This is a genomic window from Plebeiibacterium marinum (genome assembly GCF_026013615.1).
GTDB lineage: Bacteria > Bacteroidota > Bacteroidia > Bacteroidales > Marinilabiliaceae > Saccharicrinis > Saccharicrinis marinus_A.
The window spans coordinates 74,931-99,413 of sequence record NZ_JAPDPI010000007.1 but is presented as its reverse complement, the minus strand read 5'-3'; the positions used below and the strand labels follow the sequence as shown (position 1 = coordinate 99,413).

Here is a 24,483-nt window from a genome sequence, read left to right as displayed (position 1 = left end):
TCATTGTTCATTGTTCATTGTTGATTGCTCATTGTTCATTGTGTCTTCGTTTTCCACCATGTGGATAAGATGTTTAAAAGTAAGGCTGAATGTTTGTATTTGACCATTGGGTCGATTGTGTCAAGTCAATAAGAATACATATTTTTACTCATGTTTAAAAAATAATATGGTAAAAGTGAACCAAACCGATTTAAAGTATCAGATTGCAATCAGTTTAATAAAAGGTATCGGACCTGTATTAATAAGAAATATCATAGCCTATTTGGGCGATGTAGAAGCTGTTTTCAGGGAGAAGGAAGGGGTGCTTGGTAAAATTCCGGGTGTGGGAGCGATCACAGCCTCGTTAATTACAAAATCCAATACCCTTGAGCGTGCAGAAAAAGAACTTGAGTTTATAGAAAAGAATAATTTGAAAGCCAGTTTCTTTTTAGATGATACTTTTCCGGTTCGTTTAAACCAGTGCGAAGATGCACCGGTAATGATTTACCATAAAGGAAACCATTCCCTGGAGGGACAAAAATTGCTTGCCGTTGTGGGGACGAGGAATGTAACGGAAGCAGGAAAAGAGAACTGTAGAAATTTAATTAGGGATATATCACGTTATTATCCTAATACAACCATAGTGAGTGGTTTGGCTTATGGAGTTGATATTTGTGCTCATAAAGCAGCTTTGGAGTTTGGTTTGCCAACAATAGCTGTATTGGCACATGGGTTGGATCGTATATACCCGGGCATGCATCGCGATACGGCGGCAAACCTTTTAGCAAAAGGGGCCTTGGTTACGGAGTTTATGAGTGGCACCAATCCCGACAGGCAGAATTTTGTGAAAAGAAACAGGATTATTGCCGGATTGGCAGATGCAACTTTGGTAGTGGAATCTGCCGAAAAAGGAGGCTCTTTGATAACGGCACATTTGGCACAATCCTATAACCGTGATGTGTTAGCATTTCCGGGAAGGATTGATGATGAGTTTAGTAGGGGGTGCAATAAGTTGATAAAGACCAATGTGGCAGCCATGATTGAGAAAATTGAAGACGTTGAGTATGCCTTGGGTTGGGAGCGAAAAGAAGACTTGGCAGATGCCAAACAATTAACTATGTTTGTGCAACCGGAAGGGGACGCCGGTATTGTATATAATATGGTACGACAGGAAAAAGAAGCCACATTAAATTTAGTAAGTTTAAAAACCGGAATGCCGGTTAATAAAATATCATCCCTCATGCTCCAGTTGGAGTTTGATGGTCTGGTAAAAAGTTTACCGGGAAATGTATATAGGTGTTTGTAGTAGAATGTATTTTTTAGCCTAGAAGTGTTTGGAGCTGTAAATCAAAGTGGGGAGGCCTGAGCAAGAGTCCGGGCCGGGGATGGAGTGAGGCCTTCAAGGGCGCACTTGAGGAGGATGTGTGCCGGATGGAATTGAAGGGTGATGTGGGAGGAAGGATTCTTTTGCTCTAGACTTTTTTGCTTACTTTTTGTGGCAATGACAAAAAGTGAGTAGGGTTTGGGACAACGTCCCAATAATAAGAATTCCATGAAGTGGATTTCTTATTATTAGCATTATTGCATTTCTATGTGTTGAAAATAAACCTTATTACACCTTAATAAATCAGGCATTTAATTACTTGATTATTTTTCGGTTAGGATTAAAAACATTTTAAAAAAATAAGCGTATACAGTTCCAGGTGTTGTGAAAAGGACCAAATTTTAGATCCAGTTAAAGAGCAAGGCCAGCTAATTTAATTGGGGAGCAATACCTAATAGGGGACTTAAACTATATATAGTATGATGCATCTTAACACACACTTTCAACACAAAAGAGATGTGCTCAATCGGATTATTATGCGGTTGAGCTTTGTTGTGTTTATACTTTTGGGTTATTCAACATTAATAAATTCGCAAACTATGACGGTTTGTGATTTAAGTACCTTTACGGGGTATGATTTGTTTGAAGCAGACAATACCCCCAATGGTCATAGATCACAGGGAGAATGGACTTCAACAGGAGGCTTGCAGTTTTCCAATATAAATGATCCAAATGCATTAATAACAGTCCCGGCAAGTATCGTTGCACCAACAACAGTTACTATTGTTTGGACATATAAGAATGGTACCAGTCAGCATAGTTATGATGTGGCAATCAGTTCCAATACCTGGTCTTATGCTACTGATCCGATTTTGGAATCTGATGGTTCAACCGAAGATGTTTTGCTTTGTTCCCATGATGATGTTGACTTTAGGATATCTCCTGATAATGAGACAAAATATACATATCAGATCTGGACTGTGGATCCAAATACGGGTTTAAATACTTTAGTTGATGATAATAATGTAAAGTTTACTCCAGAATATACAGTAGGGGCGGCAGACTATGACTTATTAGATGGGGTTTTTGTTATGGTGCAAGATATTTCGTCAAAATGTACGAAGCCATCTAACACGATAACAATTTCTGATGTTTCGACAATTCAAGTACAGGTTGTAGGAGGTTATTCAGTTTGCGTTGGTGCTGCAATACCAAGTGTAGATTTAGAAGTTATCCCTTTTAATACAGGGAGTTTTACATATGAATGGTATTTTGATCCGGTAGCTCCCGGACCTGTTCAAAATGTGGATACAGATGTGGATATATATCCAATTAATCCAGCAGATGGGGCTGGAGATTATTATGTGGAAGTAACGGGTGTTTGTGGTACACCTCCGGTGCTTACTACATATACTTCAAATGTAGTATCGGTTCGGGATTACGAGTTGCCGGATGTAACAATTAGTACATCTTCTTCTATATGTAGTGACGCTACGCAGGTTGACCTTACTAGTTCACTTGTTGCAGCACCATCTGTTCCTGTAGAGTATGATTGGTTTCGAAATACAACTTTATTGGCAGATGGTATAACAGGTACTACCAACTATACTAATATAGTTGCCCCATTAGCGGGAACTTATAAAACTATTATTAGGGAACAAGGAAATGAAGAGTGTTGGAAGGAAAGTAATTCCATCACCGTATCGCTGGATGGGGTAACAGGGGTTTCTTTAACCCCAACCAATGGGTTACCTTCAAGATTTTGTTTAAGTGGTGATCCAAATTTAAATATTTCAATTACTGGAGGTATAGCGCCTTATAATGTTACCTTTTCAAATGACAGAGGGTTGCCAGCAGAAGCTTTTAGCAATGTAGCTGCTAATGCAAACCTGGATTTAAATACTTTATCAGTTGACAATACGAATTATTGGGTGTCTAGTATTACAGATGCAACAGGATGTTCTTTAGCCCTGGTGCAGGATGCAACTTCTTCTAATTATGCTTCTTTTGGTGTATATACTTCACCTTCAGACAGGCCTGTAACTTCTAGTACAATTTGTGAAACTTCAAGTACTACGGTGCAGTTGCCAAATTCAGAGGTAGGTATTGATTATGTAATTTATAGAGATGGTGTTGACCTAGGAGAGGTTTCTCAGGCTGGTACAGGAGGAGCTTTGTCATGGGGGCCGTATAATACAGCGGGTACTTATCAAGTTTATGCCAATACAGCAACATGCCCTGATATCTTAATGTCAGGATCAGTGGTTATTGAGCAAGACGTTGCTTTGGTAAATGTGGGTTCATCAGTAGCGGGATCATTATGTTCCGATCCATTAAATCCAATAACTTTTAGTACAGATGCGAGTGAAAACGGGGTTGACTATACTTTATATAGAGATTATGGTGGTGCTGGTGAAACTTTAATAGAAACATTATCAGGAAATATAGCCGGAACAGGATTATCATTTACTCCTCAATCAACTGCAGGAACTTATTCTGTTATAGCAACAAAAAATGGTGTTTGTGATAAAGTAATGACAAATACTTATGTGATTAATGCTTCTCCAGATGTAACTGGAGTTACTTTATCTGCTACATCTTTATGTGAAGGAATAAATACAACTCTAACAATCTCGGATACAGAAACTGGTGTAACATACATATTGTATTATGATGATGGTACAGGATCTGTAGCGGAAGGGAGTACCGTTGCGGGATTCACTGGTAATTCAAGGAATATCGTTTTAAATCAGCCTTTAGCTGCAGGTGATTATACTGTTATGGCCAGAATTACAGCAGGAACATGTACAAGCTGGATTTCAGACATAATTACTATTGTAGCAGCTCCAACTGATATTGATTTTGTAACAGATGGTTTTGTTTGTAACTCCGGAAACGTAGTGTTGGATGATCCAGGCGAGGCAGGTGTTACATATACTTTATATAAAAATGGTGCAGCTGATCCGATATATGCTCCTTTAACTGGTAATGGCGTAAATACAATTCAGTTTAATGGTCTTGTTCCTGGAACATATACAGTTTTGGCCAATAATGGAACTTGTACAACAATTCTAAGCGACCAACTAGTTGTAGAAACAATTCCTTTACCACAAACAATTACGGTTGCAGATAATGATTATTGTGCCAATGAACCAGCTGTGTCAATTCAGGTTGATGATACCCAGGGTAGTGTTGAGTACGAATTATATAATCAGGGGACTGGTGTTGTTGATCAAACAATTTCGGGAACAGGCAATGCCATTACTTTTAATGGTGTAACAGATGGTGTATATACAGTACGTGCTACAACAAACTCTTGCTCTCGAGATTTGCAAACAGGCATTGTAATTACAGAACACCCTGTTGCTGCTGTAAATGCAAATATTCCAACGGATTTTTGTTCTGATGATGCAAATCCATCTGTGATTACAGCTACGCCATTAGTAGTTTCAGGTTCTAGTACGGGACTATATCAAATTATTGGAGGTGCTGGATTTGATCCGGGAAGAGTTGCTGATGCAAATGCCGGAACACTTTCGTTTGATCCTGGAAATACTGCTTTTGAAACATTATTTACAATACAATATACTTATACAGATGGTAATGGCTGTGTGGTTACAGATTTTGGAACAACTACAGTTCATGATTTAAATGGAGGTGCAGTAACTATTGATAGAGGAACTCTTCCAGCTAATCCCTGTCAGGATGATGATACCGATTATACCTTAACCGGAGAATTAAATAATGTTGCAGTAAATGGTACTTTTTCCAGTACTTCGTCCGGTTTTACAGATGCAGATCCTACAGATGCTGTGTGTACTTTTAATCCTAAAGATGCAGGTAATGGTGTGCATATAATTGATTTTGATTACACAGATGCAGCTACTAATTGTACTGGTACAGGCTCCATTACAATCACAATTGGTACACCATTGGCGCTGGTTGGTGCAAATACTCAATATTGTAGTGATGACAATACTACATATAACCTTGATGGTAGTCCTAATGGGGGTACTTTTACCGTTACCGGACCTGGTGCATCAGGAGTAATCGGTTCGGGAATTGCAGATGGTACAGCATGGTTAAATCCGTTAAATTTGTTCAACATATACGGTGATGGAACTTATACATTGGTATATGAATATCAGGATGCAAATCTTTGCACCAATACATTAACGTCAACATTTGATATTGTAGAGGCGATTGATGCCAGCTTCATTTTTCCTGATAATGCAGCGGGAACTGCAGAACAAACTGTATACTGTAAAAATGATTCTAAAGTTTTACTTACACCTAATGGTTCTATAGTTGGAGGAATTACGCATTTTTATACAGGTCTAGGAGTAGCTGGTAATTATTTTTATCCTGGTAATCCTAATGTGAATTTATCCCCTACAGCAAATGTAATTACACATACGGTTGATAATAAAGGTTGTACAACAACCGATACCAGGAATATATATGTAACAGAAGTAAAAGTTGCTATAAGTGGGTTAAATGCCTCTTATTGTACAAATGCTGGAAAGCAGACAATAAGTGCTAGTGGTACTGATGCCGCAGCAGGAGATGCTTCTTTCTCTGCTACTATAAATGGAAATCCAACATTGTTCCTGACGGATGGTGGTGTTGGTGATAATTCTGCCGAAATTGATCCTTCTGTAGGATCAGGTGTATATGAAGTATCAATGTATTTTACTAAAGCAGGTGATGGCTGTGATACTACAATAATTCAGAATGTTACAATATATGATGAAATACCGGTTTCGTTTTGGGGCGTGTCTGACGGAGATAAGATTTGTACTTCTTCGGCAGACATAAATCTTACCGGTACATTACCTGATGGGGGAGATGGAAATTATTCTTTACTTGGAGGGGCTGTTGGTTTAACAGATGCTACAGCTGATGATGGATTGGCAGTGTTGTCTCCATCTACAATGACACCAGGGAATTATACTGTTAGATATGAATATGAAAGTACAAATGGTTGTCTTTCATCTTTTGAAGTAGATATTGAAATTGTAAGTACTCCAACTACAACTTATTCTGTTACAGGAGGTGGGGCTTATTGTATTGATGATCCGGCTCCTCAAGGTGTGATTGTTGGATTAAGTGGTTCTGATGCAGGGGTTGAGTATGAACTTCTTTTAAACGGGGGTGCTATTGGGGCAGGGATTACTCATACAGGTGTTGTTTTGGGAGGGGCTTTTGACTTTGCTCCTGTGCAAGATGGTGAAGGTACCTATACCGTAGTTGCAGATTATGGTGGATGTATTTCTACAATGTCTGGTTCTGTGGATATTGAAGAATACGAATTGGTTCTACAGCTAGATGCTCAAACCAATATTACATGTAATGGTTTGAGCAATGGTATTGTAACGGTAATGGCTTCAGGAGGTAGTGGAAGTTATGAGTACTCGGATGATAGTGGTGCTTCGTGGCAAGCTTCTCCAACTTTTACAGGTTTGGCTTTGGGACCGCATAGCTTTTCTGTTAAAGATATGTCCTCAGCAGCTTGTGATGCAATTGATGTTTTAACAGTTACCATAACTCAACCAACTGCCCTATCTGCTGTTGAGGTTGATAATGTTAAAGTGGGATGTGCAGGTTGTTCTGTTGCAGGAGGAACTTGTGAAGGTAGTTCAACCATCACTATTTCAGGAGGTACTACTGATTATGTAACATATCCGGGAGTAGGCTATGGAGTTGCCTGGTCAACAGGAGGTACAGCTTTGACAGAAACCAATATGCCGGCTGGAAATCATAGTGTTACTGTTACCGATGGAAAAGGTTGTACATTTAATTTGGGAATTCTTATTGAGACCAATCCGGCATTAACAATTACTGAAAATGCTGCTGATCATGATGATAATGTTTGTAAAGACGGGGCAGATGGTTCTTATACTGTTACAGCAGGCGGAGGTTCAGGTAGTTATGAGTTTTCATTAACCGATCCGGCTACAACAGCTGAAGTATGGTTGCCAGGAAATGTTGCTGCAAACCAATACCAGTTGAATAAGCTGGAAGATGGCAGTTATAATATTTGGGTACGTGATGCAAATCCGCTATATAACAGATGTATTACACAAATCGCTATTCCAATTGTGATTACAGAACCAGCAGGATTAAGTCTTGTTGAAGAATCTCAAGTTGGGATTACTTGTAACGGAACTACTGATGGTAGTTTTGTGGTAAGAGCTAGTGGCGGTGAATCTGGTACATATGAATTTACAACCGATGATCCAGCTATTGTTGCTGTACCTACATGGATTGCAGGTAATAGTGGGGCTGATGGATATACTGAAACTTTATTAGGAGAAGGAACATATACAGTTTGGGTACGGGATTTAGCTAACCCTACTTGTGGTTATACTTCTGTAAGTGTGATCATTGCCGATGTTCCTGCTCTTAGTTATACCTTAATTGAACATACTAATGTTTCTTGTAACTTTGGCAATGATGGGCGACTTCAGGTTTTAGGGCAAGGAGGTAGCGGTAATTATGTTTATGAGTGGAAGAATAGTGTTGGTGCTGGAGTTATTATTTCAACCGATGCTTTTGCTGAAAATCTTAATGAAGCAGATGGTCCTTATACAGTTACTATTACAGATGTGCCAAATAGTTGTGGTCCTGTAGTTCAAACCTTTACCATTACTGAACCTACTGAGTTAACTGTTCAGAATGTAACTGTTACGGATGCTGATTGTGCAGGACAAAATACCGGGTCAATAGAGTTGGATGTTGTTGGAGGTACAGCACCATATACTGTAACTTGGTCAGGTGGCGCTCCATTTATACTACCAGCAAGTGGTACAATTTCTATTGGCAGTCTTGCACCGGGAAATTACAATATCAATATTGTTGATTCAGAACTTTGTAATTATAATAATGTGGCAACACCTTGGGTTGTGGGACAACTTTCTGCAATTACCCTGGAGGCTGCAGCAATAATTACTAACAACACATGTAATGGAGGAAACTCCGGAAGTATTTATGTAAAAGTAGATGGAGGTTCTGGAGATTACCAATTCAGATTGGAAGGTCCGGTTATAAAAGACTGGGGCAATTCTACTTCTGCCACAATGGATGATTTTACTTTTACCGGATTGATTGAAGGAAATTATGATGTAAAAGTCAGAGATAAAAATAATACTGCATGTGAATACTTAATAGGAAATTATGCCTTGGTTGATCCTATTGCTCTCAACCTTACTACTAATTTAGTTTCCGATGCAACTTGCTTTGGACTTGCAAATGGTTCTGTAACAGTTACAGCATCAGGAGGTTCGGGGACTTATCAATTTAATGTGGATAACGGTGGATATAATGGTGGTGATAATGCTGCATTATTTACAGAAGCCGGATTGTTATCAGGTAATCATACTATATGGGTAAGGGACTCAAAAGCAACTGCTTGTGAATATAAACTTCATCCTGTTATCTATGTAGATCAACCTTTGCCTTTGAATTTAACAATAAGTAATTCAACAGATGCTTCTTGTTTTGATATTGAAGATGGTGAAGTAATACTTTCAGCCACAGGAGGAAGCGGTAATTATGATTACTCCAAAGATGGCGGTGCAAACTGGTACGTAGGAACTGGAGCAACTCATACATTTGATTTATTGGGTGATGGCGTTTATGATTTTCAGGTTAGAGATCATGATGAATTAGGGTGTGCTGTAGCGACTGTAAATCATACGGTTACTGAACCTATGAATTTTACAACAACTTGTGTTGCTACAAATATTGATTGTTTTGGTGATGCAACAGGAGTTTTAACATTATCAACACAGTACTCAAATGGAGACCCGGGAGCATTTGTGTATAGTATTGATGGGGGAACTACTTGGAAATCTTCTCCACTTACCGGTTTAACTGCTGGTGTATATGTTGTTGATGTTAAGGATAATAGTACCAGTTGTGAAAAAACAAATCAGGTATTGGCTGCAGATGCAACTATAACTCAACCAGCTGCCCCGATAACCATTGGTGCTGAGTTAATTACTGATGTTAAATGTAATGGTGAGCTTAATGGTGAAATCGATTTACAAGGAAATGTAAATGGTGGAACAATAGCTGGAGGAAGTGATTATACTTATACGTGGTACAAAAAAGGAACTCCAAATGTAATTCAGGGTCAGGGAGTTGGTTTAGATCATATAACAGGTTTGAGTCAAGGTACTTATTTTGTAGTTGTTAAGGATGACAATGGATGTGATCTGACTTCAGGAGATTATATTGTTGCCCAACCTTTACCATGGAACGTAGGTTTTACTCCAACCAATTTAACAAAATACAATGGCGGAGATGGCGCTATTGACGTACATACTTGTAACGGAAGTAATGGAGGCTACTCTATAAGATGGGAAGAACAGGATGGTACTCCGCTTCCTGCATATAATAATGTATGGAACGTTACTACTTTTAATGCTGGTACATACAGATTTATTATTACAGATAGTAAAAGTTGTACTTATACAAGTATTGATATTACTTTAACTCAACCATTTGACTTTACTGTTACTGATCCTAATACAACCAGTTCAAATATAAGTTGTTATGGAGGTAATGATGGAGAGATTAATGTAATAGTAACTCAAGGAAATAGTGATTATACCATAGATGTTGTTGGTACGCTTGAAGAAGGAGGAGCTCCATATACAAAGAGTTTTAGTCAGGCTACCAATACGTTTGTCTTCTCTGCTTTGGAAGCAGGTTCATATTATATTGAACTTACAGATAATCCGTCAGGAGAATTGTATACCTCAACAGTTATTCTTACTCAACCAGACGAGCTGACTGTTACTCCTACTCCAACGGATATTACTTGTGAAGGAAATGGAGATGGTCAGATTTCGGTTGCGTTGAGTGGCGAAGTTGCTGGGGCAACGATCTCATGGACCTCAGATATTGGTTATGCAGCAGGGCCGGAATTAGTTACTGCTGTAGGTGCATTGACTAAAACAAACTTAGAAGCTGGTAATTATACAGTTACGGTTAACAATAATAATGGTTGTCCAACGGTAAGTGTTACTCCAATTACTATAGTAGAGCCAGCTCCTTGGAACGTAACAACTTCTGTTACGCATGTTAGCAGTTATGGAAATAACAATGGAGCTGTTGCCGTTGATTTTCCACCAACAGGAAATACAGCTCCGTATACTATTGAATGGGATAATGATCCTACATTAACCTCTTGGTCAAGAAGTGGTTTAGTAGCAGGGGATTATGATTATGAGATTACAGATGCTACCGGAAGTTGTACTACTTCAGGTACAATTACAGTAACTCAACCAAATCAGCTATTGTTTAATTTAACTGCTACCAATGCAACTTGTTATGGTTATGATAATGGAAGTATTGGTGTAAATGTAACATCTGGCAACCCTAATTATAAAATGGTATTAACTGGTACTGAATATGATGGTACCGTATTTACGACAGTAACCGTAAATGGGAATACTACTGGCAGTCATGAGTTTACTGATCTTAAAGCAGGAAGTTACGAAGTGGCTATTACTGATGATAAAGGTGAAAATCTATCCAAGTCAGTAACTGTCGGTCAGCTTGCTCAGTTTAGTGTAAAACTGGTGGACTCAAATAATATTACCTGTAATACTGGTGATGATGGAAGCATCGAAGTTGAAATTGATGGTCGTGTAATTGATGAAACTCTTGCAACAATTAATTGGACACGTACCAATCCTGCAGGTTGGTCTGCAAGTGGATCTGTAGATGCGCTTAAGCTTCAAAATATTTTAGAGGCAGGTACTTATACCATTAATGTGTCGGATAAATTTGGTTGTGATGCTACATCCTTAGTAGAGGTACTTACAGAGCCTGCAGCGATAACAGCAACCTACAATCCAACGCATGTGTCAATAGCTGGAGCTTCGGATGGAAGGATTCAGATTACAAATATCGTCTCTGAAAATAATGTTCAGTCGGTTGTTTGGAATAAGAAAAATGCAGCGGGAACTTACGATCCGTATTTAGATGGAGGTGGAGTTCAGGTTACTGGAAATGACAATAATGGTATTGAAGCCGGTGTTTATCAGTTTGTTATCACTGATGATAATGGTTGTACCTATACCAGTGAAGATATTAATGTTACAGAACCAGGTGTTTTATCTGTTTCAGTTTCAGACACTGATATCAATTGTTATGGAGATGATAATGGAATAATTTCAGTTAATATTACTTCCGGAACAGCTTCTTATTCTGTTACGCTTACAGGTATTCCGGATGATGGTTCCGGTTTTACTGCGCAAAATTTAACACTAACTAATAGTGTATTTCTTGGATTAAAACCAGGTACTTACAAAGTTGATGTTGAGGATGGTGCCTCACAAACTTATAGTTTGGCTGATATAAAAATTACTCAGAATGCAGAGACTGTTCTTACAGAAACATTAAAGGATATTACCTGCTTTGGGCAAGGGGATGGAACAATATCTATGTCTTTAAGTGGTAATGTTAATGTGGGTGTTGATGAATGGCAAGTCATTGATCCTAATGGAGCTACTGTTTATAACGGTGTTCTAAATGGAAGTGCTACTCAGCCTGCAGCACTTCCTGGTGATTATAATATTATTGTTACAAACCAACATGGTTGTATAGTAACTGATAAATATACTATTACAGAGCCAACAGCCTGGGATGTTCATCATGATTTTACTGCTGTTACACCAACAGGTGCTAGCAATGGTAGTATCAATATTGATGTGTTAAATGGTAATACTCCGTTTAGTTCTGATCCATTGTATCCTGAAGATTATTCGATTACATGGACAGGTCCGGCAGGAGCTCTACTTGTAGACCATCAGCGTTTGCAAACAGGATTACCTGCTGGAACATATACTTATCATATTGAGGATGCAAGTGGTTGTATTTATGATTCAGGTGATATTATTATCCCTGAACCAACAGCGCTTACAGCCAATGTTACGAGTTCAGATGTAGATATTCTTTGTTATGGTGATAACAAAGGGAGAATTTCTGTTGCGGTATTGTCAGGTAATGAGCCATATACAATAAATATCGTTGGAAACCAATATGATGGTAATGCTTATAATGATAGTTATACACTAAATACCAATACAGGAAGTCATACGTGGAGTGATTTACTGGCAGGAGAATATGAAATTCAGATTTCTGATTTTGTTGGTAATGTTTATACCCAATCAGCTATATTGCTTAGCCAGCCAGATCAGAATATTATTTCAGAGAGTGTGACGCATTTAACTTGTCATGCTGCCGATAAAGGAGCTGGAGAAGTTTCTATACAGTTGAACCGAAATTTTGTAGCAGGAGATAAAGTGATTTGGACAGGGCCTGAAGGTATTATTGACAATGGAGTTTTACCAACAAATAATACTATCGATACTGACAAGGTTACTGTTTATGAGGGAGGTGATTATACATATATCTTTACAGATGGTAATGGTTGTCCTGTTTCTGGCACGATTACGGTAGCAGAACCGGATGCTTTTACAATTGATTATACTTCAAAGGATGCAACTATATTCGGAAAGGGTGATGGTATTATCGATGTTCATACTGTTACAGGAAGTAATGGAGTACCGTATACAATAAGTTGGGCAGATGATGCTTCTGTAACTGATTTCCTAAGAAATGATTTGGATGCAGGTATTTATTCGTTTACTATTGTTGATACGCCAAACGGTTGTGATACAACAATTACCGATATTGTTATTGGTCAACCTGACGAGTTAATTGTAAATGTTACTCCAAAGGATGCTGTTTGTTATGGAGATGCCAATGGGGAGATACAAGTTGAATTTGCTTCACATAACGGAGGTTTATCTTATCAGATTACAGGAAATACGGATGATGGACATCCTTATGATTCAGGATTAAAAGATCCGGTATTAGCTACAAGCGTTGTTACTGGTTTAAAAGCTGGTACTTATGAAATTAATGCTTATGACAGTAAAGGAACACATTATCATGAAGATAATATCAGAATAGAACAAGAGCCAAAAGTAACATTATCTGTTACTATTAAAGATATTAGTTGTTATGGAGATGCTGATGGAAGTATTATTGTTGCTCTTAATGGAAGGGTTGCAGAAGCTACTGATAACATCTCATGGACTGGTTCAAAAGGTACTTTTGTTTCCGGAGATTTCATAAGTAATGATGAAATTGATCCGGTTACATCACCTGAAGAATTTTATGTAGTTGTTAGCAGTGCTGAAGGGTGTAAGTATACCGGTACTTTTGAGGTAGAAGAGCCAAATGAGATTGTTATTTCAGTGGACGATGTTGAACACGTAACATGCTCAGGAGGTAATGATGGTTCTATAGATATTTCAGTTACCGGAAGATCAGGTGGCGGATATACCTACACCTGGATGAAAAAGGATGCAAGTGGTACTTATCAGGCTTATGCAGGTGCTACTGCTTCATTGAAAGATCTGTATGCCGGTGAATATCAGGTTACTGTTGAAAGTATTGTTGATGGTTGTACTGCCGTGCTTTCTGATATTGAGATAGTTGATGGTAGTGCTATTACCATTAATTACACAAAGAGTGATATCACAACTTGTGTTGGTGATAATAGCGGGATTATTGCTGTTAGCGTAGAAGATGGAATAGCTAACTATACTGTTGATGTAACAGGTCAACCAACAAAAACCGGAGATGGAAGCAAGGCCTTCGTATTCGAAAACCTTGTTGCCGGAGATTATGTGATCGAGGTATCGGATGCCCGTGGTGTTGGATGTGCCACAGTTACGCAAAATGTTACTATAGATGAGCCAGTTCATGCATTTGAAGTAAGTGGCTTTGCTCATGATATAGCTTGTGATGAAACACAATCAACAAGTGGAACTTTCTCGTTTAATGTTACTGGAGGTGTTGTTTCCGGAGGAAAGTATAATTATCAAATCTTATTACCGGAAGCTTCGTTGGTATATCCTTTATCCATTAATGAGAATACAACAAGCTTGCAGTCTGTTAATAATCTTGAAGCCGGTACATATACGCTTACGGTTCTGGATATGAACTCTACTGATCCGGCTTCATGCGCAGTTGACTATCAGTTTACTTTAGAACATATTGTAATCACCAATAATCCGGTTGTTCATACAACTTGTGAAGGGGTAAACAATGGGGCAATTACAGGTATTAATATAGCAGGAGCTTCTGCAAATTATACTTATAACTGGACTACAACCGATGGAGGTATTGGTATTGATAATAGTACTTTAAATCAATCAGGTTTATCTGTAGGTACTTATATCCTCGAAATTACAGATCCTGGCCGGGGTGGCTGTTCTGTAACCAAGGAGTTTTATGTAGATGTAAACAATACAATTTCCATAATGCCAACCATTAAGGATATTACCTGTAATGGTGGTGGTGATGGAGCTATCACACTTGATGTGACAGGAATTTCTGCTTCAACAACTTACTCATGGACAGGTCCTGCTATTGTTACTGATGATTTGCAAAATCAGCTAAACCTTACTGCAGGAAATTATACAGTTGAGGTTACTTCTATCATAGATGGACAAACATGTAAGGCAGATGCAGTTTATACTGTGGCTCAGCCAAATCCTATTACTTATGACGCCAGTTATGAGTATACTGACTGTGATCCATTTGTTAGAACTTTGAAATTAGATAATGTAACAGGAGGTTCAGGAGCTTATACATACTTGTGGGATGGACCTGCGTTTAGTCCTGTTGTCCCTGCTGATCCAACCGATGTAGAAATCTACCAGGGTGGAGTCTATAGCATTACCATTAAAGATGAGAATCAATGTGAGGCTACTAAGTCACTTTCTGTGCCCAATGAAATTACTATTAATCCTGTTGTGAACCATGTAAAATGTGATGGAGGAAACAGTGGTTCTATAGTATTAAATGTTTCCGGAGGAACAGGAGCTTATACTTTTGCCTGGACTGGTCCGGGAGCTTATACCTCTAACAATAGAAATATTGATAACCTGTATGCAGGAACTTATACGGTTATTATTACAGATACCAAAGAGAATGATGGTTCCGGCAATTGTTTCAGATCATTTGATATTGAAATCGAAGATCCTGAACCTATTGTAATCGATCCAACAGTGGTGCATACTTCTTGTTTTGGATTAAGTGATGGGCAGATTGAAATAGAGGTATCCGGAGGAAAAGCTCCATATTCTTATAAATGGAGTCCTGTGTTTGGTGCCAATTTAGCACAGAATAAAGATCAGTATAATTTACCTGCTGATATATATACCGTGAGTGTAACTGATAACAACGGTTGTAAGGCAAACAGGAATATTGAGGTTGAAGAGGATGATGAAATCTTAATTTCGGCAGTACCTACTGAAACACAATGTGACGGAACTGCAGGTGAAATTGATATTACGGTAACCGGAGGTTCCGGAACCGGATTTTCGTATGACTGGAACTCCGCAGATGGATCAGGTCTGGTTCAGGGTGCTGAAGACCAGGCTGGATTAACAGGAGGTACTTATACCGTTGTAGTTTCTGATTTAGGTGATGGCAGGGCATGTACTGCAACAGCTTCAGCTACATTAACCCATAAAATTGAGGTGGTTAATGATGTGATTATACCAGTTACTTGTTCTGGTAATGATGATGGTTCTATAGACTTTGATGTAATAGGTGGCGATGGCAATTATAGCTATAGCTGGACTACCATTTCCGGAGATCCGACAAGGGTTGTTACTACAGATCAAAACCAAAGTGGTTTGAGCGAAGGAGAATATCAGGTCATAATCACAGATGGTCGCACTTCAGGTGGAACTGATTGTGCCATTACAAAAATATTTATTGTTCCGGCAGCAACAGGTTTATCAGTAAATGTGGCAGTATCTGATTCAAAAATGTGCTTTGGCGAACCTGGTGGACGCCTGGAGGCGTCAGTAACAGGTGGATCAGGAGATTATAAATATTATTGGAATGGAGTAGAGGGAACAGCAGTTCTTGATAATCTGGTTCAGGGTATTTATGGTTTGGAAGTAGTTGATAATATTTTAGGATGCAATTATATCCAATCATATGAAATAAAAGGCCCATCAGCTCCATTAACCATAGATAATATTGTAGTAACCAATGTGCTTTGTCATAATGAGAACACGGGTGCTATCCAGGTAACTGTTTCGGGGGGTACCATGCCTGCTTCTGGTGATTATATCTATACATGGACAGGAGGAGCTTCTCCTGCCATAGGAAGTAATCCAATAAACCTTTTTGCAGGTACATACAACTTAACTGTAACAGATGATAATGGATGTACTGTAGAATCAGGCAATATTGAAGTAACGCAACCGGATTCTCATATAAAAGTGGATAATCCGAAAATAACCGATGTTTCGGTAGTTGGGGGTAGTGATGGAGTCATTTTAGTTGATGTATATGACGGCGTAGCTCCAAGAAGCGTTCAGTGGTTTAAACAGGATGCCTCTGATGTATATCAATTGCTTGCAGATCCGGAAGGAAAACTGAATCCTTTGGATGATGGAGTGGTTGCCAGCGGTACTTATAAAGTGATCGCAACAGATAATAATGGATGTTCAGCTTCTATTGATGGAATACGGGTTATTGAACCTGGCGAAGCACTAGGTTTTGAGAAAACAGTTCATCAGATTAGTCCTTGTAATGGCGCTGATAATGGTGAAATTCATATCAACCGGGTGTTTGGTGGATTTGCTATTGCTGGTTCTTATTACCGAATTCAGGTAACAGGTCCCGGAGTAAATGAAGATGTTAATGATACAGAATTGAGTTTAACCGGATTAGCTCCGGGAACATATCGTGTTATTGTTACCGATAATGTCCCTGTAACTTATCAGGAAGATATTGAAATAAAACAATATACACCATTAACACTCACAACAACAGCTAGTACACAAGTTGCTTGTTATGGTGAGTCTACGGGTGCTATAACAGTTTCTGTTGGTGGTGGAAAAGCGGATGCTTCAAATCATTATTTGGTAGAGATAACCAGTGCAGAAGGATATTATGATTTTAAAGACGATGCGATATCTGGTGTACCATTTGATTTTACAGGTCTTCCTGCAGGAAACTATACTGTTACTTTAAAAGATCATGCAGAAGATTTTGATACCAAAGTGCCGGATAGGGGTAATTGTGAGCTTTCCGACTTTACCTTAATTACAGAACCTGCTGCCGAAGTTGAAATTAGTTCGGTTAGTGGAGCAACTGATATTTGTGTGGGTGATAGCTACGATTTGGCAATAAATACTTCTAATTGGGATTTCACTGCTCAAGGTGATTTAAGGGTTGCTGTTTATGATGATTTCTCAACTATTGAATACACGGTTGATAGATCACCTTATGTGATTACTGTAAATCCTGCTTCCAGCAGGACGTATGAGATTACCAGAGTTTTCAGTCCATCAAATGCTACATGTTTGCAAGGTGAAACTACGGGAAATCAAGTTCAGTTAACAGTGCACAATCTGCCTACCGCGGCAATAAATGGTCCAACAGAAGTTTGTGAAGATGGTACTGTTCAGTTAACCGTTTCCTTTACCGGGAAACAGCCATTTAGTTTTACATGGCAGGATATGAATAATGGTACATCAAATACTGTTTCAGGAATAACTTCCAATACATATACATTTACAGATGCACCAGTTGCAGATGCTAGTTATGTTGTGTTGAGTGTTTCTGATGATTATGCATGTAATAATGTTGGAAATGGCCAGGTTGATGTGGCTATTAATAACAAGCCTGTAATTACCTTGAGTGGTAGCACTGATATTTGTATTAATGAAACCACTCCATTGACTATTGGATTTAATGAAAACAACGCTCCATATACCATTACTTATGAGGCCAATGGTGTTGAAGGAACTTTGGTGGTGACGCCTACTGCAGCATTAACATACACTTGGAATGTGAATCCTAAGGTTACAACAACATACGATATTACATCAGTTGTTGATGCCAATGGCTGTGCCATGGATATTATTGTGCCTGTTGAGGCGACTGTAATTGTGGATCAGCTTCCTGAAGCCTTATCTGTAATTAAGAGTTCGTTGGATGCCGGTGAGATATGCCAGGGTACCTCAGGAATTGATTATTCTGTTGATGCAGTTACTTATGCAACAAATTATGTTTGGAGCGTAGATCCGGGCATGACTATTACATCAGGTAATGGTACAGCAAATGTTACTGTTGACTTCGACAGGAGCTTCCCTGGTGGTTATATCAGGGTATACCCGGAAAATTCTTGCGGGGTAAACAGTACTGTTGAAAGATGGGTCAATGCAAAAGTATTGCCCGATCCGATATTGGTAGCCCCTTCTGGCGATCAGAACCTATGTCAGAGTGAAACAGGAGTTATTTATAGTATTCCACCTGTTGATAATGCTACTTCTTATGAGTGGGCATTACCTGCCGGGTTAATACTACAGGGTGATGGTACGGGAACGTCAATTATTGTAGATCTGGATCCGGATATTCCTTCTACAACAGGTGAAATTTTTGTCCGTCCTGTAAATGCATGTAGTGCCGATGAGCCATGGTCACCAGGATTAACCATTAATATTACGCCGCTTCCAATTTCGGATGCAGGTCCTGATGACAGAATATGTCAAACAACCTATACGCTCAATGCAGCTCCATTGAATGCTGGAGAAACAGGGGTTTGGACCATAACTCAGGGGGCTGGTCAGTTCGGAAATAAAGCAGTTGATCAGGCCAGGCCTAATGCCTATGTATGGAACCTGTCACAAGGAGCAAATATATTTGTATGGACAGTAACCAACTCTGCAACTGGTTGTGAAACATCAGATGAAGTTATTATTTATAATGATCAGGTTACAGTTACTGCTTCGGCTTCTGACGATGAAGTATGTGAAGGGCAAGTTACATTATTTGGAACTCCGCTGAATGCTGTTGACGCTGCAGATGAAGGTTTGTGGTCAACTACTGGTGGTGGTTTTATTGCCGGGTCAACTAGTGATAATACCGTTGTTTCAGGCCTGGATCCAGGAGTAAATACATTTACATGGACCATCAGGAAAGGATCGTGTTATAGCTCTGCCAGTGTTGATGTGGTCAACAATCAGCCTACAGAACCAATTATTTATAATGCGAGTGATGTGGTAATTACACTTCAGGATCTTCCTTGTCAAACTGACTTTACTTCTTTAAGGGGTAGTATGCCGGCTGTAGGAGAAACAGGTTACTGGAGAATAGAATCTGGTGCTGTTTCAATTAATAATATGAACAGTGCATCTATCAATATTACAAATATTGCCAAAGGAGACCATATACTAAGTTGGAATATTTTAAATGGAGATTGTCATCTAAAAACATTAGTTACCATCAGAAACAATGCCTTGGATGTTACAGCCGGTGAAGATCACTTTACTTGTAGCGGAACAACAATGCTTTCAGGTACGGATGTTCCTGCCGATGCCATTGGTCAATGGACCATCATTGAAGGAACCGGTAATTTTGTGGATGGAGGAGACAAGGCTTCAACAGAAGTAACAGGCCTGGATCAATCCACTCCCGACGGTAGAAATGTGTTTAGGTGGTCCATAACCCGAAATGGTTGTACTTCGTACGATGAAGTAACTGTTTATAACGACCAGCCTTCAGTTGCCGAGATTGTAGGAGGTAGCAGGTCGATTTCAGTTTGTGATTATGAATATAACTTAAATGCGGTGGCTCCGGTTTATGGAACAGGAGTTTGGAGTGTTGTATCAGGGCAAGGTAGGTTCGACAATCCTGCCGATCCTGCTACCAGGGTTTATAATATTGCCAATGGAGATAATGTATTCAGGTGGACCGTTTCCAATAATACCTGTGCTACTTATGTTGATTTTACAGTAACCAATTTACATGTAGACGCCTATGCAGGAGCAGATACTGCTGTTTGTGGAAGGGTAGCAGAACTAAGGGCTACCCCGGCGCCAGAGGGCGCTGTTGGGCAATGGACTCTTGTGAGCGGATCAGCAGGAGTGGTCTTTAATCCATCCAACTCCCAGGCCAATGCCAGTGCTACATCGCTGGGGCATGGCACCAATGCCTTGGTATGGACCGTGACCAGGGATGGTTGTGTATCATCAGATACAGTAATTATTTCTAATAATCAACCATATGAAGTAAATGCTTCCAGTTATATCTATACAGATAATAATTATACCACTTTAAGGGCTGAAATCCCTGATATTGGTACCGGAGTGTGGACCTTGGTTGAGGGACGGGGGGAAATTGAAAACCCATCTTCTGCAACTACCCGGGTAAACAATTTATTACCAAACTATAACTATTTCAGGTGGACGGTATCCAACGTGAACTGTTTTGAATATATAGATGTGGCAGTGCAGAGTGGCGTGTTAGCACAGGCTGACGCAGGACTTGATCAGTTGCATCTATGTGAGGATTATACAACCTTGCATGCTAATGATCCTGAAGGAACATATGGAGAATGGACCATTGCCGAGGGTACCGGTGTGTTTGAAGATTCAAATTCAGCACAAACAAAAATATCCGGTTTACGCCCGGGACGCAATATTTTTAGGTGGACACTGCGTTTTGCCGGAGGTAGTGAAAATTTCACCACCGATACGGTGATTGTTATAAACAACAAGCCTACAGAGGCTGATGCCGGAATAGATATTTTTGAATGTGGAGATGTTGTTACACTAAACGCCAGGGAGCCCATTTATGGAACCCCTTCATGGAGTATCTTATCAGGAGGTGGTGTTTTTGATGATAATACTGATCCGAAAACAATAATTTCAGGACTGGCAAAAGGTGAGAACGTAATTAAGTATCAAATCCAAAATGATGCTTGTTTCTCTTATGATACAGTGAGTATTTTCAACTATGAACCTTCTGATGCCTATGCGGGTGAAGATCAGGTTATATGTAAAGACAGTGCTGTTCTGAATCCGGAAATTCCTAAATATGGAATTGGTAAATGGAGAATTATAGAGGGTTCAGGTAAAGGTAAAGATGCTAGTGGTAATGAAATTGATGAAATTTCAAGTGGGTATGTGTATTCACTTGCACCGGGAACCAACAAGCTGGTTTGGGAAGTGCAGGTAGAAGGGGCTTCTTCTGATTGTGTGAAGAGAGACACCATTACCATTGTAAATAACCAGCCTTCTGTTTCGTTTGCTGGGCACGACAGGCCTATCTGTACCGATACTGTATCGCTTTCGGGAAGTGTGCCTGTTTACGGGGATGGTACCTGGACTTTAATATCAGGTCAGGGAGAAATTGAGGATTCATCGTTGACAAATACCTTGGTTAGAAATCTGGGCAAGGGTAAGAACTTATTCAGATGGACAATCGATAACAATGGCTGTACCTCCGTTTCAGATGTTGAAATAGCAAACAACTTAATAGAGGCGCATGCCGGATATGAACAGGTATTGTGTGTTGATACGGCTATTTTAGAAGCCAACAACCCATCACCAGGTTTAGGTACCTGGGGGATTGTAGGAGGCTCCGGATCGGCTAATTTTGTCGATAATGAAAGTCCGTATACTGAAGTGAAAAATCTGGATAAAGGAGAGAATATCCTTACATGGACTATTGACTATAAGGGATGTCGTTCTGTGAGCCAGGTTAAGGTTACAAATAATGAACCATCTAAGGCATTGGCCGGAGATAACAAGGCAACTTGTGAAAACCATTTTGTATTGAGTGCCGCAGAACCGGAAGTAGGAAACGGTTCATGGACTATACGAAGTGGAGGTGGCGTTTTTGCAGATGATCTGGATAACACCACAGAGGTGACCAACCTGAAATTTGGAGCCAATGTTTTCCGATGGACAGTGGAAAACAATGGATGTACTTTATATGATGATGTGGAAATCAGCTATAATACTATTCAGGCTGTTGTTGGTGGCACACAGGAAATTTGTGCAGACCATACCTTCCTTGATGCAAACAATGCAGCTCCCGGAGTAGGGACATGGAGTGTTATAGGAGGCTCCAGTCAGGCACGCTTTGAGGATACGCATGATCCAACAACAGAAGTGCTGGATTTGGCTAAAGGAAGCAACCTGTTGAGATGGACTATCAATAATGAAGGATGTATAACTATGGCAGAAGTTACCGTAATTAACCATACGCCAAGTACAGCCTATGCCGGAAATACTCAGGAAATATGTATTGATAATACTACCCTGGATGCTACCCCGGTAGATATAGGAACCGGAGCATGGGAAGTACTTATTGGTGCGGCAACTATTCCTGCTGATCAGGTTAATAATCCAAAAGCATCCATTACAGGCTTGTCGAAAGGTGATAATGTAATGCGATGGACAGTCACCAGTGATAATGACCTGTGTACTTCGGTTGATGAGGTTAGGGTAACAAATAACGAGCCTTCTGATCCTTATGCAGGTGCTAATGAAGAGTATTGTTCACCAACAGTTGTCTTAAAGGCAGCAGTTCCTGACTTTGGTACAGGTAACTGGTCTATCATTGAAGGAGGTGGTAATTTTGATGATTCCACTAAACCGAATGCAACAATATCTAATCTGAATGAAGGAGTAAATGTATTGAGATGGACGATTACTCAGGGTCAATGTACCAAGCAAAGTGATATTGAAGTATTGAATAATACGCCTACCACAGCAAATGCCGGTCCTGATATTGAGGATTGCAAGGATTACGCCACTTTGGATGCCAATTTGCCAACACAAGGAGAAGGTTTCTGGACGCTGATTTCAGGTAATGCCACCTTTGTTGATGATAAAGATGCCAAAACGCGTGTTGAAGGATTAACCTTTGGTGAAAATATCCTGATGTGGAATGTTCAGAAAGGAGGCTGTATTTCATCTGATCAGATTACGGTGTTTAATCAGATCCCTGATCAGGCAGCAGCAGGTACCGACAGAACCAGTTGTGATGATTACTTAACATTAAATGCCAACGATCCAGACTCCGGGGTTGGAACATGGACGGTGTTATCGGGTAATGGAACCTTTGATAATGCCAATGATCCAACAACTATTGTCAGGGAATTAGGATTAGGCGAGAACAGGTTTAAATGGACTGTGGCTTACGGGTCGTGTACTACGGAAGATGTTGTTGAGGTAGTAAGCAATAAGGCTGATCCATATGCAGGAGAAGATGAAGTTACCTATGAGTCGTCATTCGAACTGAAAGCATCTAATCCAGGTAATCTGGGTGCAACATGGAGCATTGTTGCAGGAGCTGGTGATTTTGATGATGATACCTATTTCAATACAACCGTCCGTAACCTGAATGAAGGTATTAATACATACAGATGGCTGATGGACGTTAATGGCTGTATTACATACGATGATGTTAGTATTGAATATAGGGTTGTTCCGGATGCTGCCTTTGTGGTTGATACAACGCAAGGATGTTATCCATTAACCATTGAGTTTACAAATTACTCTGATGGAGGAGCAAACTTCATTTGGGAATTTGGAGACGGATATACTTCATCAGACAGAAACCCGGTACATACTTTTGAGGATCCGGGTACCTATACGGTTAAACTTATTGCTCCCGGACCAGATGGAGTTAATGGCGAGTATACCAGGGATATCCTGGTACATGACCATCCGGTAGCTGAGTTTAGTTATACTCCGGATGTGGTATATGTGCCAGGGGATAAACTCAGTTGTAACACCTTATCAAAAGATGCTGTGAAATTCTTCTGGCAATTTGGGGATGGAGGTACATCAACAGATGCCAACCCATTGTATGAATACCAGGAAGAAGGCGTGTTTGATTTAACACTGACAGTAGAAAGTGCACATGGATGTGTGGATGAACTGGTTAAGCCAGGTGTGATAACCTCTGTTTTAGAAGGGTTTATCAGGTTCCCAACAGCATTTGCTCCTCGTCCGGATGGAGAAACTTCGGCCATTATTGGTGGAGGTGAACAATATTCTGTATTCAGACCAGTAAAAAGAGATGTTGACACTTATAAGCTTCAAATTTTCAACAGATGGGGACAACTTATTTACGAAAGTACCGATGTTGAAGAAGGCTGGAATGGATTCTATAACGGAGAGCTTTGTGCTCAGGGTGCTTATGTTTGGAAAGCTTCGGGTACTTTTATTAGTGGAAAAGTATTTTCGGAATCCGGAAGTGTATTGTTGATCAGATAAATTATTTAATGAAACATTTAAAACGTCTTACAAAGTTTTATTATTTTGTGA

Annotated in this window: 2 protein-coding genes; both read left to right on the top strand. The window is 39.6% G+C overall.

The annotated features are described in order from the left end of the window. The first annotated feature begins 166 nt into the window (after positions 1-166). Complete coding sequence (dprA, locus tag OM074_RS05335) at positions 167-1,285, top strand: DNA-processing protein DprA (protein WP_301198260.1); 1,119 nt, start codon at positions 167-169, stop codon at positions 1,283-1,285. A 497-nt stretch (positions 1,286-1,782) separates the two neighbouring features. Continuing rightward, positions 1,783-24,432, top strand: coding sequence for a PKD domain-containing protein (locus tag OM074_RS05330; protein WP_301198259.1), 22,650 nt, complete (start codon positions 1,783-1,785; stop codon positions 24,430-24,432). The last annotated feature ends 51 nt before the right edge of the window (positions 24,433-24,483 follow it).

What these genes read in the sequence shown, in the direction of transcription:
- dprA (WP_301198260.1), top strand. Translation starts at nt 167, where the DNA reads ATGGTAAAAGTGAACCAAACCGATTTAAAGTATCAGATTGCAATCAGT.
- OM074_RS05330 (WP_301198259.1), top strand. Translation starts at nt 1,783, where the DNA reads ATGATGCATCTTAACACACACTTTCAACACAAAAGAGATGTGCTCAAT.